Annotated in this window: 20 protein-coding genes; 15 read left to right on the top strand and 5 right to left on the bottom strand. The window is 43.0% G+C overall.

The window, feature by feature from the left end; genetic code table 11:
• The first annotated feature begins 1 nt into the window (after position 1).
• The 7 genes from tpiA (at position 2) to ACODJP_RS09120 (ending at position 4,471) form a co-directional block, all read left to right on the top strand.
• The gene (tpiA, locus tag ACODJP_RS09150) at positions 2-754 is read left to right on the top strand and encodes a triose-phosphate isomerase (RefSeq protein ID WP_422480739.1); all 753 of its coding nucleotides are present in this window, start codon (positions 2-4) and stop codon (positions 752-754) included.
• Positions 755-768: 14 nt separating this feature from the next.
• Positions 769-1,086 carry a preprotein translocase subunit SecG gene (gene secG, locus ACODJP_RS09145; RefSeq protein ID WP_422480738.1) on the top strand — a complete coding sequence of 106 codons (318 nt, stop codon included), beginning with the start codon at positions 769-771 and terminating at the stop codon, positions 1,084-1,086.
• An 84-nt stretch (positions 1,087-1,170) separates the two neighbouring features.
• Positions 1,171-1,584 carry a hypothetical protein gene (locus ACODJP_RS09140; protein ID WP_422480736.1) on the top strand — a complete coding sequence of 138 codons (414 nt, stop codon included), beginning with the start codon at positions 1,171-1,173 and terminating at the stop codon, positions 1,582-1,584.
• A gap of 18 nt (positions 1,585-1,602) precedes the next feature.
• Positions 1,603-2,667, top strand: coding sequence for a peptidylprolyl isomerase (locus tag ACODJP_RS09135; protein ID WP_422480734.1), 1,065 nt, complete (start codon positions 1,603-1,605; stop codon positions 2,665-2,667).
• Positions 2,664-3,104 carry a transcription antitermination factor NusB gene (nusB, locus tag ACODJP_RS09130; RefSeq protein ID WP_422480732.1) on the top strand — a complete coding sequence of 147 codons (441 nt, stop codon included), beginning with the start codon at positions 2,664-2,666 and terminating at the stop codon, positions 3,102-3,104. Before ACODJP_RS09135 ends, nusB begins: the two co-directional genes overlap by 4 nt.
• Positions 3,082-3,840, top strand: a complete 759-nt coding sequence (gene map / locus ACODJP_RS09125) for a type I methionyl aminopeptidase (RefSeq protein WP_422480730.1) — start codon at positions 3,082-3,084, stop codon at positions 3,838-3,840. Before nusB ends, map begins: the two co-directional genes overlap by 23 nt.
• Positions 3,841-3,856: 16 nt before the next feature.
• Positions 3,857-4,471, top strand: a complete 615-nt coding sequence (locus ACODJP_RS09120; protein ID WP_422480728.1) for a phosphoribosyltransferase — start codon at positions 3,857-3,859, stop codon at positions 4,469-4,471.
• A gap of 78 nt (positions 4,472-4,549) precedes the next feature.
• Here the strand turns inward: ACODJP_RS09120 and ACODJP_RS09115 are convergent, their stop codons facing one another.
• Both ACODJP_RS09115 and ACODJP_RS09110 read right to left on the bottom strand, forming a co-directional pair.
• On the bottom strand, positions 4,550-5,596 hold the full coding sequence (locus ACODJP_RS09115; RefSeq protein WP_422480726.1) for a hypothetical protein: 1,047 nt from the start codon (positions 5,594-5,596) through the stop codon (positions 4,550-4,552).
• A 10-nt stretch (positions 5,597-5,606) separates the two neighbouring features.
• Positions 5,607-6,233, bottom strand: a complete 627-nt coding sequence (locus tag ACODJP_RS09110; protein ID WP_422480724.1) for a TP0733 family outer membrane beta-barrel protein — start codon at positions 6,231-6,233, stop codon at positions 5,607-5,609.
• A 164-nt stretch (positions 6,234-6,397) separates the two neighbouring features.
• On the opposite strand from ACODJP_RS09110, the gene folD reads away from it, so the two are divergent.
• Genes folD through ACODJP_RS09095 form a run of 3 tightly spaced genes read left to right on the top strand, consistent with a single transcriptional unit; the run spans position 6,398 to position 9,376 of the window.
• On the top strand, positions 6,398-7,267 hold the full coding sequence (folD, locus tag ACODJP_RS09105; RefSeq protein WP_422480722.1) for a bifunctional methylenetetrahydrofolate dehydrogenase/methenyltetrahydrofolate cyclohydrolase FolD: 870 nt from the start codon (positions 6,398-6,400) through the stop codon (positions 7,265-7,267).
• Positions 7,268-7,289: 22 nt separating this feature from the next.
• Entirely contained in the window at positions 7,290-8,603 is a 1,314-nt protein-coding gene (gene miaB, locus ACODJP_RS09100; protein ID WP_422480720.1) for a tRNA (N6-isopentenyl adenosine(37)-C2)-methylthiotransferase MiaB, read from the top strand.
• An 11-nt stretch (positions 8,604-8,614) separates the two neighbouring features.
• Positions 8,615-9,376, top strand: a complete 762-nt coding sequence (locus tag ACODJP_RS09095) for an SIR2 family NAD-dependent protein deacylase (RefSeq protein ID WP_422480718.1) — start codon at positions 8,615-8,617, stop codon at positions 9,374-9,376.
• Here ACODJP_RS09095 and ACODJP_RS09090 read toward each other — a convergent pair.
• On the bottom strand, positions 9,373-9,861 hold the full coding sequence (locus ACODJP_RS09090) for a DUF6530 family protein (RefSeq protein ID WP_422480716.1): 489 nt from the start codon (positions 9,859-9,861) through the stop codon (positions 9,373-9,375). The two genes, ACODJP_RS09095 and ACODJP_RS09090, sit on opposite strands and share 4 nt — an antisense overlap.
• A gap of 217 nt (positions 9,862-10,078) precedes the next feature.
• Between ACODJP_RS09090 and ACODJP_RS09085 the strand changes: the two genes are divergently transcribed.
• The 5 genes from ACODJP_RS09085 to ACODJP_RS09065 all read left to right on the top strand — a co-directional run bounded on the left by ACODJP_RS09085 (position 10,079) and on the right by ACODJP_RS09065 (position 14,227).
• Positions 10,079-10,987: a helix-turn-helix transcriptional regulator gene (locus ACODJP_RS09085; protein WP_422480714.1), complete on the top strand. Its 909-nt coding sequence runs from the start codon at positions 10,079-10,081 to the stop codon at positions 10,985-10,987.
• Between the two features lie 80 nt (positions 10,988-11,067).
• Complete coding sequence (locus ACODJP_RS09080) at positions 11,068-12,357, top strand: alpha/beta hydrolase (RefSeq protein ID WP_422480712.1); 1,290 nt, start codon at positions 11,068-11,070, stop codon at positions 12,355-12,357.
• A 2-nt stretch (positions 12,358-12,359) separates the two neighbouring features.
• Entirely contained in the window at positions 12,360-12,563 is a 204-nt protein-coding gene (locus ACODJP_RS09075) for a PLD nuclease N-terminal domain-containing protein (RefSeq protein ID WP_422480710.1), read from the top strand.
• Complete coding sequence (locus ACODJP_RS09070) at positions 12,535-13,473, top strand: ABC transporter ATP-binding protein (RefSeq protein WP_422480708.1); 939 nt, start codon at positions 12,535-12,537, stop codon at positions 13,471-13,473. Before ACODJP_RS09075 ends, ACODJP_RS09070 begins: the two co-directional genes overlap by 29 nt.
• Complete coding sequence (locus ACODJP_RS09065) at positions 13,460-14,227, top strand: ABC transporter permease (protein ID WP_422480706.1); 768 nt, start codon at positions 13,460-13,462, stop codon at positions 14,225-14,227. The genes ACODJP_RS09070 and ACODJP_RS09065 overlap by 14 nt, the downstream gene beginning before the upstream one ends.
• A gap of 8 nt (positions 14,228-14,235) precedes the next feature.
• Here the strand turns inward: ACODJP_RS09065 and ACODJP_RS09060 are convergent, their stop codons facing one another.
• On the bottom strand, positions 14,236-14,631 hold the full coding sequence (locus ACODJP_RS09060; RefSeq protein WP_422480704.1) for a secondary thiamine-phosphate synthase enzyme YjbQ: 396 nt from the start codon (positions 14,629-14,631) through the stop codon (positions 14,236-14,238).
• Positions 14,632-14,703: 72 nt separating this feature from the next.
• On the bottom strand, positions 14,704-15,291 hold the full coding sequence (gene rpsD, locus ACODJP_RS09055; RefSeq protein ID WP_422480702.1) for a 30S ribosomal protein S4: 588 nt from the start codon (positions 15,289-15,291) through the stop codon (positions 14,704-14,706).
• Between the last annotated feature and the right edge of the window lie 36 nt (positions 15,292-15,327).

Raw genomic sequence — 15,327 nt, 5'->3', positions numbered from 1 at the left:
CATGAGAAAAGTATGTATTGCTGGAAACTGGAAAATGAATATGACACCTTCCGCAGGAGCTGCATTCGCAGCCGAATTGGCTAAAGCGGTAAAGGATGCCTCTGTACGCGTAGTAGTCGCTCCTCCTTTTGTTACGATCGGCTCTGTAGTCAAAGCACTAGAAAATTCGTCTATTGAGGTTGGTGCCCAGAATATGAGCGATCAAGTTTCAGGTGCTTTCACGGGAGAGATTTCTCCCGAAATGTTGAAAGATGCTGGAGTTACCATTGTCATTCTCGGACATTCTGAAAGAAGAGCGATTTATGGTGAGACCGATGATTTTATCAATAGAAAAGTGAAGTTAGCGCTTTCTCATGATCTTGATGTCATCCTCTGTGTTGGAGAGACTCTAGAAGAACGTGAAGGTGGAAAGTTGGAAGAAGTCCTTAAACGCCAGATTGTTGAGGGGCTTAAAGATGTATCAGCAGATTCTATGGAGAATATCATTGTTGCCTATGAGCCAGTTTGGGCAATCGGTACAGGAAAAACTGCTACTCCCGATGATGCGAACAGTGCCCACGCTTTCATTCGTAACGAGATTGAGAAACTCTATGGCAAAAGTGTTGCAGAATCGTTAATAATACAGTATGGTGGTTCAGTAAAACCATCGAATGTGAAAGACCTCATGGCCATGGAACATATCGATGGTGCACTTGTGGGTGGTGCTTCCCTAACGGTGGAACAATTCGCTCCGATTGTGCGTTATAATAAGTAAACTGGAGTTCTTACATGGGTGTTATTGGCATTATTCTACTTATTCTCTTCGTTATCGCCAGTTTGTTGCTGATTTTCATGGTTGCCATCCAAAGTGAAGGTGGATCTGGTCTCGGCGGTATTTTTGGTGGTGGTAGCGACTCTTCATTCGGTGGTCAGACGAATAAGGTCATGAACAAGTTCACGGCCATTCTCGGAACCTCATTCCTCGTATTGGCTATTCTACTCGCCGTTGTCAACAAATCGCCTTCCAGCGATTCTTTATTGGACTCGGTTGAAGTTGAACAAGTACAGCAGTCTGAGGATTGGTGGAACGATACCACCGCTGAATGATTTTCAACGGTGAGATGAAATAATGTATCTAGGCTTTCGACCGCATGTTGACTCTGCGGTCGTTGGCATTTAAGTAGGAAGTATATGAAAGTATGTGTTTTGTATTACGATATCGGATCGTCCACGCAATGTAAAGAGTTGGCTTTGGGTCTATCCGAAGGTATCCAGACTCTTGGGCATGATGTGGATACGCTCGATATGCAAAGAGATACAGGAAAAATCATATCTTACTACGATTATATTGCGGTTGGAACAGTAGCATCCTCTCTCTGGGGTGGTAAAATACCCGAGATGGTCGATCGGTTCCTCAAGCAATGCGGTACAATCTCTGGAAAGCGTTCCTTTGCTTTTATAGGCAAGAAAGGGATTCGCCAAGGAAAGACTCTCCAGACACTGATGCGTGTTATGGAGAGCCAAGGGATGTACTTGACCTATTCTGATGTTCTCTCCAATCGTGCATACGCAAAAGAAGTGGGCAAGCGATTGGTCATCTCGTAATGCAGGAGTGTGTATTCCATGAATAAGAAATCAATTGTCATTCTGTTGCTATTTGCTCTTCTTCCGTTTGCGTTGTTCTCTGCGGATATGATCAGTCAACCAGCTGCAACAGTAAATCTGATAAGAAATACCGTGATTACCGTTGAAGACTTGAATAACCGGGTAGATCAATATCGTGCAGAGGCAAATGCCTCTGGTGGAGCTGCAGCAGCAAATCAAGTTAAGCCGCTCGATGTGCTGAATGTACTGATAAATGATGAGCTGGTTATCCAGGGTGCCGAACGTGACGGATATATGATAACCGATGCCCAAGTTGAACAGATGGTGCGTCAACAAAAAGCTTACGTTGAACAACAAATAGGTCGCGCGATAACTGATGCACAATTCGAAACGGTCATTCGCAATAACTATGGGATCGGACTCCAAGAATTCAAGAAGAGTATCAAGGAATCCACTATTGTCGATCGCTATGTACGTGGAAAAATGGCTTCTGTGTTGGAATCCTATGAAGAACCGACTGAAGAACAGATCAATGAATTTTTCAGAACTAATCGTTCTGCATTCATGAATCCCGAATTAGTACGTATCAGCCATATTTTCATGCCTTTTACCGATGAAGACAAAGCTGCTGTCAAGAAACAGATGGATCAGTTGGCTCGTTGGTTGCGTTATAACACCTACACATTCGAAGAGTTAGTTCCAAAATACTCTAAGGATGCCGATTCTGTCGGTAAGGGTGGCGATATCGGTTGGTTGGCTTTCGATGACGAGGAGATGCGTTCCTATCTTGGTTCTAAGTTTTTCGATGCTGTTTTCGAACTTCCTTTGGGTAAACCTTCTGGTGTTCTTGAATCCACTGGAGGCTATCATATCGTCAAAGTCACTACTCATACCGACCCCAAGTTGTTAGGAATAGAGGATAAGATAAATCCTGAATCTGATGTGACCGTGCGTCAATATATCCGGCAAACACTCACCTCTCGAAGCCAACAGGCTGCATATCTCAGTGCTATCGACCAATTAGTACAACAACTAAGGGATGAAGCAATGATCGATATCATATATTCGGAGGAGAGCAATTGAAGAGTCGCCACTTAGGTAGGGAGCTTGCTCTTTCTACCCTTTATGCTCTCGATTTCAATGGTGAACTAAAAGAAGGTATTGGTCCAGTAGAATTCCCTACGCTCTCAGAAGAAGAGAGGGAACAACTGGATCCGGAGACCGTACTTTTTGCCCGATATCTTATTGCGGGAACCATTGATCATCTTGAAGAGATAGATGGATGGATTTCTCGTTTTTCCATAAATAGACCTATCGATAAGATCGATTGTATTGACCGAAATATTCTACGGATGAGTGTGTTCTCTCTTTTATATATGCAGGATATCCATACGAATGTGGTCATAACCGAGGCTGTCCGGTTGTCACAGGAGTACAGCCGTGAGGTGAATTACAAATTCATCAATGGAATTCTTGATTCCATGCGGAAGGAAATCAATGATTACACTCAAAACTCCTGATCAGATCAAGGGTATCGAAGCTTCTTGTCGCCTATTGGCACAATTACATGATTCTCTTGGTGGTTTTATCGAACCGGGCATGACAACGAAAGAGATAGATAACTACTGTTACGATTTTATTGTTTCCCACAAGGGAAGACCGGCCTTTCTCAATTATATGGGGTTTCCCGCTTCAGCATGTATTTCGGTAAACGATGAGGTCATCCATGGTATACCTGGAAAACGGAAAATTGAAAAGGGAGATTTGGTTAGTATCGATTTGGGAATTGATCTCAAAGGTTACTATAGTGATGCTGCCAGAACCTTCATCGCTGGAGGTAGTTCAACCAAAGAGAATGAGCTGCTGGTAAAGGTAACCAAAGAATGTCTTGAACTTGGTATCGAGGGAGCCAAAAGACCGAATGCTAGGATTCATGACATCTCCGCACCAATTTATAAACACGCGAACTCATTCGGATTTGGTGTAGTACGTGACTATTGCGGCCACGGAGTAGGTTTATCGTTACATGAAGAACCTCAGATTCCAAATTATGTAAGTGCCAGATCCCCTAATCCACGACTCCGTGTAGGTATGGTGTTGGCCATTGAGCCCATGATTAATCTCGGAACGAAGAATATCAGAGATCTCGATGATGGTTGGACTGTTGTTACCGCAGATGGTAAGCCATCTGCACATTTTGAACATACGGTGGCTATCACTGAAGATGGCGTGAAGATATTGACTGTTGCTGAATGAATAGGTAGGGTGGGGTATGAAAAAAGAGTTCATTAGTCCTGAAATGCTGAGAGATGCGGCACTCAAACTTGCGTACCAGATGCACACTGAAGATGGATTCGTCCCCGATATCATCTATGTATCGCTTAGAGGCGGTGCTTACATGGGAAATGTCTTCAGTGAATACTATAAACTGGTAAGAAAGCAAGCTGGAGACCGTCCTGTCTTTTATGCTGCCGTCGTTGCCCGTTCCTATGAGAACATGAAACTGGAATCGGAGGTCCGCATAGATGGTTGGACATACTCGCCTGAGTACCTACGTACCGGTGATAAGATCTTGATTGTAGACGATATCTTCGATACCGGAAAAACAGTCAACGCTCTGGTTAATGTTATGCTCTCGAAAGGAATTCCCCGTGCCGATATCAAGGTTGCTGTCTATGATTACAAAATTCCTGTCTACAAGGATATTCCTAGACTTCCGATTCAACCCGACTACTATTGTCGTAAGCATGTATTGAATTCTGTTGATGAAGAGACTTGGATACATTACATGAACCATGAGTTCATCGGACTGACTAGCGAAGAGATTGACCACCAATACACGGACGATGAAGTACGGCGGATTCTCCACGAAGTCCGTTGTGACTGATAGTAATTATAATAGCATATTACATGAAAGGCGGATCTTCGGATCCGCCTTTCGTATCTAATAGGATGTGTCTACAATCTAAAGAATAACTGCGCTTCCTGTCCCAGAACCTGTCATGGTAATCTGCACAATACCATTCTCCATGGTCCCGGCATAAATCGTAGAGCCAGCTTCAAGGTAACTCTTTATCCGTATACCAGAGAGGAAATCGGTGAATCCAGAATCCAATTCAGAGCTGATGTCTCCTGTACTATTGATCTTGTAGAAATCGTTGTTCTCATTCTGCAGATAAAGTTCACTGGTTGGAGCGGCGAAGATGAAGGTAGGGTACTCCAGATCTGCCGGATTCCTTTCAGGCCAACCTGGGATAGTACCAGTAGAAACAAAATTATTGTAAGCAGTTGTTCCTTTCCATACCTTACCAATCGAACTGACCAATACAATATTAGTCCCGTCACTCATCATAGTTACCATGGGATAATCATGGAATGTAGCATCAGTAGAAGTTAATTCATTTGGCGTGCTGTTATAATAATGCTTATACGTAGTAGTACCGGAACCTATTCCAGTAACGATAAAATTACCTGAATCATCGGTGATCATGCGAGGTTTCGTACTATCTGAAAATATTGAATTGAAAGGCACTATCTCACTAGTTGCTGCACCATCTCTAATAGAATACCCAGTAGTAGTTTTTACCAGCATTAGATTATCCTGTTTCATCTCTACGATCTCATAAGCACTGGTTGGAACACTTTCAGAATCAGTACTTATCGTATAGGTATACAGATTATTGTTCTCTCCTTCTGCAGCACTTTCGGCATAATATAAAGTCGTAGTGTCCGTAGCATCATCAGAAGAATAGAGACCAGGATAAGAAACCGTTGTATCGACATCAATCCAGTCTTTTGATACCAGATTGAATTTCTGGAACCCCTTTTCACTGGTGTAGGCAAAAATATCTGTCGCATTTTTACCAATGATATCGACGTATCCAACTTCTACCTTTACCTGTGAATTACTGATACGTACGAAAACACCTTCGTTCTCGGTGTTGCAGCTGTAGAATAATAGAGAGGTGATCACGATAAGCAGTAGTATAGAAAATTTTATCTTTGTTTTCATGTCATCCTCCTTAATTACTTCGATAGGTTACAGACAGGGTTATCGGCATGAATCCGGCATATGTGGTGTGGTCTGCATAATCGTGATCCGATCCGTAAATCTCCGGGATTAACTGTAAACCGGCTCCTAGAGTGATTCCCCAATCTTCACGGAAATACCAACTGAACCCTGCCTCCGCCGTGGCAATAAGACTGAGAAAGCTCGTATCTACAAGAGAATTATAAGAGTTGTATGCAACTCCAAGACCAATGCTCAGAGGAAGTTCAAATGTTCCTTGCAGCGGAATGTAGGTAAGCTTAGCTTGGAACGGAACAGAAGTGAAAAGATCATCACCAATATCGTAGGCGAACATATACCCCAATTCACCACCAAGAGCGACTGTGCTGTTGAGGAAGCCCTGATAGCGAATGGATCCGTACCCACCAACTTTCATATGCATCTCTTCTGGAAATGTAACCAGTCTATCAGCCTGTTCAGGCCTAAAGAAAAATGCAGGAACAACCGGGCCGGCTCGGAAAGTGAACATCTGACTACCCATGCCATATTGCCGGGGAGTGGAATCTGTGCCTTCATCCTGAGCCAATAGTATACTGGGCAACCATATACATAGGAGCAATATAATCAGTATTTTCTTCATTGCGATATCTTCTCCTAACATCACCGAATTGTGATAACCAATCATATCGTATCGTAGTACTTTTGAAAACCGTTAGCCATCCAAAGCCTCCATAGAGTACACACTATCGTCAATTTTTGGTATAACCGAACTATATAAATGCAAATCATGCACAAGGAGAACATATGTTGGTATTGTCAGGGAAAGAAGTAGCCGCCCACGTACAATCGGAAGTCAAACAGACCTGTTCCGATTTCGTACATCTAACAGGGCACAAACCGTGTCTTGCCGTGGTACTGGTTGGAGATGATCCTGCAAGTGCAACCTATGTCGCCAGTAAAGGTAAAGCCTGTGAAGCGATGGGATTTGATCATCGAGACTATAGACTGACTGCTGAAACAACTGAATCAGAACTACTTTCCCTTGTCCAGAAACTCAATGACGATCCTTTGGTGGATGGAATCCTCGTCCAACTTCCCCTTCCATCCCATCTTGATGAAAAGAGCATAATCCATGCTATCCGACCCGATAAGGATGTGGATGGCTTGCATCCAGTGAATGTCGGTAGGTTGATGCTGGGAGATCCTTCTTTTGTTGCGTGTACTCCTGCTGGGGTTATGCGAATTCTTGATTATTATAAGATCGAAACAAAGGGAAAAGAAGTGGTAGTGGTTGGCAGAAGCAATATTGTGGGGAAACCTATGGCTGCTTTGATGATCCAGAAAGGTCGGGACGCTACAGTAACCATATGCCATAGTAGGACAGAAGATCTGGTTTTACATACGAAAAAAGCCGATATCCTCATCGCTGCAATCGGAAAACCCCATGCAATAACTAAAGAAATGGTAAAGAATGGTGCTGTTGTAATAGATGTAGGAATTAACAGGGTAGTGGATACCTCAAAGAAGAGGGGGTATCGACTGGTAGGTGATGTCGATTATGAAGGTGTGTCGACCATCTGTAGTGCAATAACTCCAGTACCCGGTGGAGTTGGTGTCATGACCATTGCCATGCTCATGGAGAACACTTTACTTGCCGCAAAAATGCATGTCTAATTCTTAAGGAGTTACAATTTTCATGGATATACATAAATCACACAGCCGATATTGGCTTGAAACGTACGGCTGTCAAATGAATACTGCTGAGTCGAACGCACTTGAATCTGCATTACAAGCTGCTGGTATGCAACCTGCGAAAAGTGCTGAGGAAGCTGATTGTGCGATTCTCAACACTTGCAGCGTAAGAAAAACAGCAGAAAATAGAATATGGGGGAGAATTGGCTTCTTCCAACACCTCAAACAGTCACAAGCACTGACATTGGTAGTTACAGGTTGCATGGCAGAACGTTTGGGGGATGAGTTCCTTAAGGATGCTCCTGCGGTTGACCATGTCATGGGGACAAATGATAAACAAAGGATTGCGGCACTACTTTCTGGAGGAAGTGACGAGAGGGATACAGCCTATTCATTCACGGAGAGTTACCACAAAGAAGGGGACGTAAAATCCTATATTCCCATCATGAATGGATGCAATAATTTCTGTGCCTACTGCATTGTTCCCTACGTACGAGGGAGAGAGGTATCTCGGGACCCCCAATCGATCTACGATGAGGTTGCAAGGCTAGAACAAGCTGGAGTACGTGAGATTACCCTACTGGGACAAAATGTTAATTCATACGATTATACCTATAGAGGACAAATCATCAGATTCCCAGATCTTCTCAACGAGATCTCACATCGCGTATCTTCTATACAATGGATTAGGTTCGAAAGCCCACACCCTAAAGACTTCTCAAAGGCCCTCATTGATGTCATAGCCCAACAGCCAGTCGTGGCCAAACATCTGCATGTACCTTTGCAAAGCGGATCTTCACGTGTTCTGGAAATGATGCATAGAAGATATTCGAGAGAGCGCTATCTACAATTGATTGGTGATCTTAAAACTGCTGTTCCGCAAATCACATTCACCACCGATGTCATGGTTGGATTCCCGGGAGAGACTGAAAAGGATTTTTCCGACACACTTTCTCTCATGCAAGATGTTCGGTTTCTTGAAGCATTCATGTATTACTTCAACCCTAGGGAGGGGACTAAGGCTGTAGATATGCCAGATCAGATACCGACAGAAATACGCATGCAACGTCTTCAGAAGCTAATCGATCTGCAACGCAGTATCACCCATGAAGAGAAGAAGAAGCGGTGCAAGGGACAACACCTCGTATTGGTAGAACAAATATCTAAGAAGAACGAATTCCAGTATTTGGGAAGGACAGAACATGACGAGATGGTAGTATTCGAACCGAAATCTACCATTGCCATCGGTGATTTCGTTTCAGTGGAACTTCAGGGATTGGTAGGAAACACTTTCACTGCTGTCCATAGCGTCGATTAGGAGAACCTATCATGCTTGAATCCTTGATACAGCTGTTACAAGGAGCCAAACACATCGAAGTATTCACAGGAGCGGGAGTCTCCACGCTCAGTGGTATACGTGACTTTCGAGGAACCGGGGGCTTCTATACTGCTGCCTGGCACGGGTTGAGTGTTGAAGATCTTCTTTCACTCCATGTCTTTCGAGATGACCCCTCACTGTTTTATGGGTGGGCACGGGAGTTCCTCTATCGGCTGAAAGACTTCAAACCTTCCATCGTCCATACTACATTGGCGAAAATGGAACAGAATGGTCTGATCCGCGGAGTATATACTCAGAATATCGACCAGCTACATCAAAAAGGTGGTTGCAAACATGTATGGGAAATACATGGAAGTCCTGAATCGCATACTTGCCTGTCTTGCAAAGCAAAGAGTTCTTATGACGACGTCGTTGGGGATGTGATGGCAAATAAGGTTCCGTTATGTAAAACATGTGGTGGAGTTTTGAAACCTGACATCGTTTTCTACGGGGAACAGCTTGAGGGTAAACTGTTAGATCGTGCTTATCGTGATATGGCTTCAGCCGATGTCATTATGATTCTAGGTAGTAGCCTGACGGTACAACCGGCGGCATCCTTACCTATGGCTACATACTATCATGGTGGTAAGATTGTAATTGTGAATTCACAAGAGACGCCCTTGGACAAATATGCCAAGGTGCGTCTTTATGACCTACAGGAGACCTTTGCTGTATTGAATTCTTGGTTGGACCAACGGAATCCCGGTATCTAAACAGCGTGATATCCTATTCGCTCAAGTATCGTGGTAAGAGTCTGTAATCTCTCGCTGATCAATTCATCGTTCTTTGCTAACTCATCAGCAAATAGTCGAATATCTTTATCCAACATAGCATTGTCTGTAGCGACATCCACTGACATGGCATCTCCTTGCAATCCTATCCTATCTATTCTCGGTTGTTCAGGATCATAGAATTTCGGATACCTGTATGCTTCCGAAAAATATTCCTTGGTTCTTGCGATAAGAATCGCCAGATCAAGAACCCGATGAAGTGGCAACTCTTCGGATTGTCGAGACCATTTTTCTCCTGTATAGCGCCATACCTTCGCAGAAATTTCAACGCTACCTCGATCGTTCCATTGCGCTAAACCAAGAGAAAGTCCCTTCGCATCAGACTCGTAGGCGTTTCTTCCATCGATTTGTTCATAGTTTTTCACAACCACTACTGGTTTGTGTTTTAGTGATGTCGGTATTTCCATAGTACCCCTCCCCATAGGATTTCCTGTACGAATGGTATAGCACATACGTAGTTTTAAGTAAACTAGTAAATTACTAAATTAGTAAAAGCTTTAAAATTTTGTCAATTGAATAGGCATCATTATTGGTTCAGATGCGTTTGTCCATAAAGGGATGGACAGGATGTTGTCAAGTCTGCATATTACAAGGGCGACAAGGTAAAGGTAAGGAGCCATCTGCATGAACATACTGACCTTTTGGTTGAGTATCCTAGGATTCACATCACTTTTCGGCACATTCATCCTCTCCTACCTAGCACAAATGGAGGAGTATGAAGAATTCCGTAAGCAATACCTATGGTATGTCGCAATATCTTGGTTCTGGTTTGTTTTGCAATTCATTGGCTTTGTACATAATACATTTCTTGATTCCTACCATATCGTACTCCTTACTTTTATCGCAATCATGCGAGCTATTATCTCTATCATCATTATCTACCGTATTGTCACGTTATTAGAGTGCATTGGAAAAGGATCTGTCACTAAAAAGGCAAAGAGGATCGGTATAATCATTTCTTCTTGTATAGCAGTCCTCCTCGTGCCTGTCTTCTTCTTGAACATTCTTTTTCTTGGCCCCCTTTTCACCACATTGGTCAATATGGCGATCGGCATGGCTTTTCTCTCCTATAGGATTCGTACAGGAAAAGCTACAACGTATCGAGTACAAAGAATGCAATCTTTCATGAGCATCTCTGCAATCGCATACCTCCTCTTTGGTCTCTATGCTATGTTGTTCACTGTATTCCCCCATGCATACAAGCCAGTCTATGATTCTCTTGCTACTGCGATTTTTATCCTTATTTGGTGTGTAAACGATGTATTGATGTACGTGAGGAAAATTCCCAAAGTTGAACAAAGAGAATCTGTCGATCCTTTAACCCTTTTTAAAAAGGAATTCAATCTTACCCCAAGGGAAGTCCAAATCGTCTCGTATATGGTAAAAGGGCACTCATATAAGGAAATTGCTGGACTACTCAGTATTTCAACCCGCACGGTAGAAACTCATGTGTATCGGATCTGCAAGAAGTGTTCTGTATCGAATAGGGCTGAGTTGACACACGTTTTCATGCAAGTACGTAGTGCTACGTAGGCTATTTCAAGAGAAATACGTATATTTCCCGACTTTTCTTCATCTCTACATACGGCTAAGCTCGTTGGTGTGAGGTCACTATGCGTCGATTTATCTTGCTATTGGTAACAATGCTTTTACTTTTCCCGGGTTGTACGAAAAGTGGATTATCTCTTGAAGACAACAGTTGGGAAGGTATCGTCACGTTAGATGATACGAAATTTTTTATCCATATGAGAACAGAGGATAATAGTGTATTCCTATCTATTCCTGAATTATTGGCGACCGATGTTCCTGTTGAAGATCTACGTGTTTCTCATGATCAATGGTCTTTTAAGATTGGTATCGGGACATCCGTAATGAGATTTCTCCTTAGTCCAATAGAACAGGGATTCGAAGGAAAGATACTTTATGACAACAGCAGTGGGAAAGTTATGCTAAGACCAGGACGATATTCAGTGGAACATCGAAGGCTTCAGCAACCCCAACGTCATGGATTCTCAGTTTCTGTGGAGACTACACATGGTACGTTATACGGAACTCATCTGATCCCAGAAGGGGAGGGCCCTTTTCCAACTGTATTGATCATAGCTGGATCGGGACCGACTGATCGGGACGGAAACTCGGAGTTGATCGTGGAGAGCAATGACAGTTTATGGCATCTTGCACAAGAATTGCGAGAGTCCGGTATTGCGAGTCTTCGGTATGACAAGATGGGGGTTGGTGAGAGTATTGTGAAAGATGAGAACCTCCTTAAAGAGGGAACCTTCGATGATTACGTCGAAGATGCAGTAGTATGGTTGGAATATCTTGAAGGTGAAGCATCTGTTGGTACGTTAGGACTCCTCGGACATTCAGAAGGTTCTCTTATCGGACTACTTGCAGCAAAGAAGCATCCCTTAGATTTTGCGATATCTGTTGCCGGAAATGGGGATCGCATCGATACACAAATGGTAAAACAGGTTGGACGGCTCGATGCACAAGCAGCTCCGATCCTAGAAAAGCGATTAGCCGAAATTTCAAATTCTGTGTATCGCGAAACAGGAAATCTCTTGGTCGACTCTTTGGTACCCCTCGGCAGAGAGTTATATCTGCAAACATGGATGACCTACGATCCGAGTGAAGTACTGCAATCACTTGATATTCCGGTCTTGGTGACCTGGGGAGATCACGATGAAAGATTGGTTGGAGAAGATGATCTTTTCAGAAAAGAACAATTGCCAGATTCTGTTGAATTTGCAGAAATACCGGATATGGGACATCTTTTACGGAGGGCTGAAACTGATGAAGACATTGTCAGATCATATAAGGATAGAGATATGCCATTGCACGAACAATTAATCGATGTAGTAACAACGTTTATCCTAAAACAGAACAAAGGAGAGAAATGAGTATGGATGCACAAACAATTATCTTGATTCTTCCACTTATCATCCTAGAGTTGATACTGAAGATTGTATGCCTGAGAGATTGGCTCCATAGGGTACGATTCAAGGGATTACCGAAATCGGCATGGCTTTTAATATTTTTATTTATAAACCTATTCGGGCCGGTATTGTATCTATTGTATGGGAGAAAAACAGATGGCGATTATTGAAATCAACAATCTAAAAAAAAGATACGGAACTGTTCTTGCCCTTGACGGCGTATCCCTCTCGGTAGACGAAGGGACAGTATTTGGTTTCCTCGGTCCCAACGGAGCAGGAAAAACAACTCTTATCCGAATACTGACCGGCTTGATTTGTGCTAGCAGTGGTAGCTTCTTAATTGACGGTCGAAAAACCTCTGAAGCAAAAGAAAGGTATGGATACCTTGCACAGCAACCCTCATATTATGGATGGATGACTGGCCGGGAATTACTTGATCTTTCGGGAAATATCTATGGTATGGATAGTAAAGAGAAAAAAAGAAGAATTCCTGAAATGTTGCATCTTTGCGGAATCGAAGATGCCGCCGATAGAAGAATCGGAGGATATTCAGGCGGTATGAGGCAACGCCTCGGCATAGCTCAAGCCATTTTGCATGACCCGAAGGTTGTATTCCTTGATGAACCGGTTTCAGCTCTTGATCCCGTAGGAAGAAAAGAAATCCTTTCACTGATTACTATATTACGCGAAAGGACTACAATATTCATGTCTTCCCATATTCTCGATGATATCCAGAAGACTTGTGATGAAGTAGCAATTATCAATAAAGGATCTATTCGTATTCAAGAGAAGACGAAAACACTACTTAGGCTCCATGCCCAACCAATAGTCCATATGGAGTTCGATAGTAAGGAGGCGGCACAACTGTGCCACTTACGAATGAAAGAGACAGGTATTGCTGCTTCAAAATCCGATTATACAGTATCAATTCCATCTGGAACGTATGACAGTGAAAGCAACCGAATTCTAACCTTAATTGGCAAAGAGGGGCTAAAATTGGAGAAGCTGGAGCACCAAGAGGCAACCTTGGAGGATGTCTTTATGCATCATATACAGGAGGTAACAGATGACATTTCTTAAAAGTTCGATAATCAAGAAGGAACTACTGGAAATGATTAGGACAAGTAAGCTCCTGATTTGGGCTGTCGTATGCATGGTTTTTGGAATCGTATCACCACTGACTGCTTACTATCTCCCTGAGATCCTTTCAACTTTCGGAGCTACCGAGAATATTGTAATTACATTTGGCAATATAACCTATCAGGATTCTGTAGAGCAGTATATAAAAAATTTCAGCCAAATCGGAACAATTGTGATAATACTCATGACTATGGGATCAGTTGCTGGCGAGAAAGTCGATGGATCACTACAGTTCTTGCTTGTAAGACCAGTTGGGACTATAGGAATCCTCATGGCAAAAATTGTCTCATTATTGATACTCCTCGTAATCGGTCTTATGGGATCGATGCTTACCATGGGTTTCTACACATGGTATCTTTTCCCCGGATTTCCAGTATTTCGTTTCGTCTATGCGAACTTGTTCTTGCTTCTTTATTTTTTCGCCATCGGAACCTTAACGGTATCCTTTTCTGCGGCAGTAGGAAAACCGATTTTGGCTGGAGTCGGAGCATTAGGGATATGGCTGATTGCTTCCATCGCAGGAGCCATCCGGTCAATTGGGGCTTTCTCATTTGTAAAACTACCCGAACAGGTAATTCAGTCGATCGAAGGTTTCCCTTTCGAATGGCAACCCACAACAGGAACCCTACTACTCTTATGTGTGTCCATCATAGCAGGTAATGCGCTTTTCAAACGTTGGGAGCCGAATGATTGAGTGACAATTTAAGTAGCTATGACCTGAATATGGTATGTCCTGAGCCTAGGTCCATCAAATTCGCAGAAATAGATATCCTGCCATATGCCAAGGATCAATTTCCCGCCTTGGATAGGGACCATAACACTACTGCCCATGGCTGAAGCTTTCAGATGGGCTGTAGAGTTTCCCTCAGCATGCCGGAATCTCCGATCTTCACCAAAGGCAGTCTGTAATCCAAGTAATAGATCATGGACTACATCAGGGTCTGAGTTTTCATTGATGGTGAGTCCTGCCGTAGTATGGGGACAAAAGACTATACAATAACCTTCTTGTATGCCCTCTCGTGTGATACAGGATTGGACATCTCTGGTTATAGGGATAAACCCCTCTTGTGGGGTCGATAATTTTTTTGTTTCCAACATGGGGAAATACTACTGAGTAACCTTTGAGAGGTCAACGCCTTGGAAAGAGTTCTCTCCAAGGCACGTGACAACCTATTTCGAATAGAGCTCGACTATAGCCCGTTCTGTGACATCGAAATCAATATCACCTCTTCCTGGCTCACCTACAATCTTTGCGACAAAATTCTCTTCGTTGAACGATATCCAAGAAGGGATTGCTCGATTTGTAGAAAGACGACGCAATTTTATCTGTTGGGCAACCGATGGTTTGACGGTAATCTCATCACCGACTTTTAATCTGATGGAAGGAATATCTACCCGTTTGCCGTTTATCTGTAGATGTCCATGGTTGACCAACTGGCGACCTTGAGCTCGGGTCGTAGCGAAACCTAGCCTATATACAATGTTGTCAAATCGCTGTTCCATGAGTCGGAGGAGATTTTCTCCCGTCATTCCAGACATCTTTTCTGCCCGTTGGTAGGTAAGTTTGAATTGCTTTTCTAACACACCATAGACAAATTTGACCTTTTGTTTCTCCTTCAGTTGTAATCCGTATTCACTGATTTTCTTTCTTCTCTTCTGCTTTCTCCTGACACTCGGTTTATGGGTGTATCCCAATACGATCGGATCGATGCCAAGATAATCACACCGTTTGAACACTGGTGTCCTTGCTATAGCCATAGTGATAAATCCACCTTAATAACGATTATAAATTAG

This window comes from Pleomorphochaeta sp. DL1XJH-081, from assembly GCF_049310885.1.
Taxonomy (GTDB): domain Bacteria; phylum Spirochaetota; class Spirochaetia; order Sphaerochaetales; family Sphaerochaetaceae; genus CAYZJV01.
Note: the sequence above shows the minus strand (reverse complement) of the source record. Positions and strands in the feature narration are given on the sequence as shown.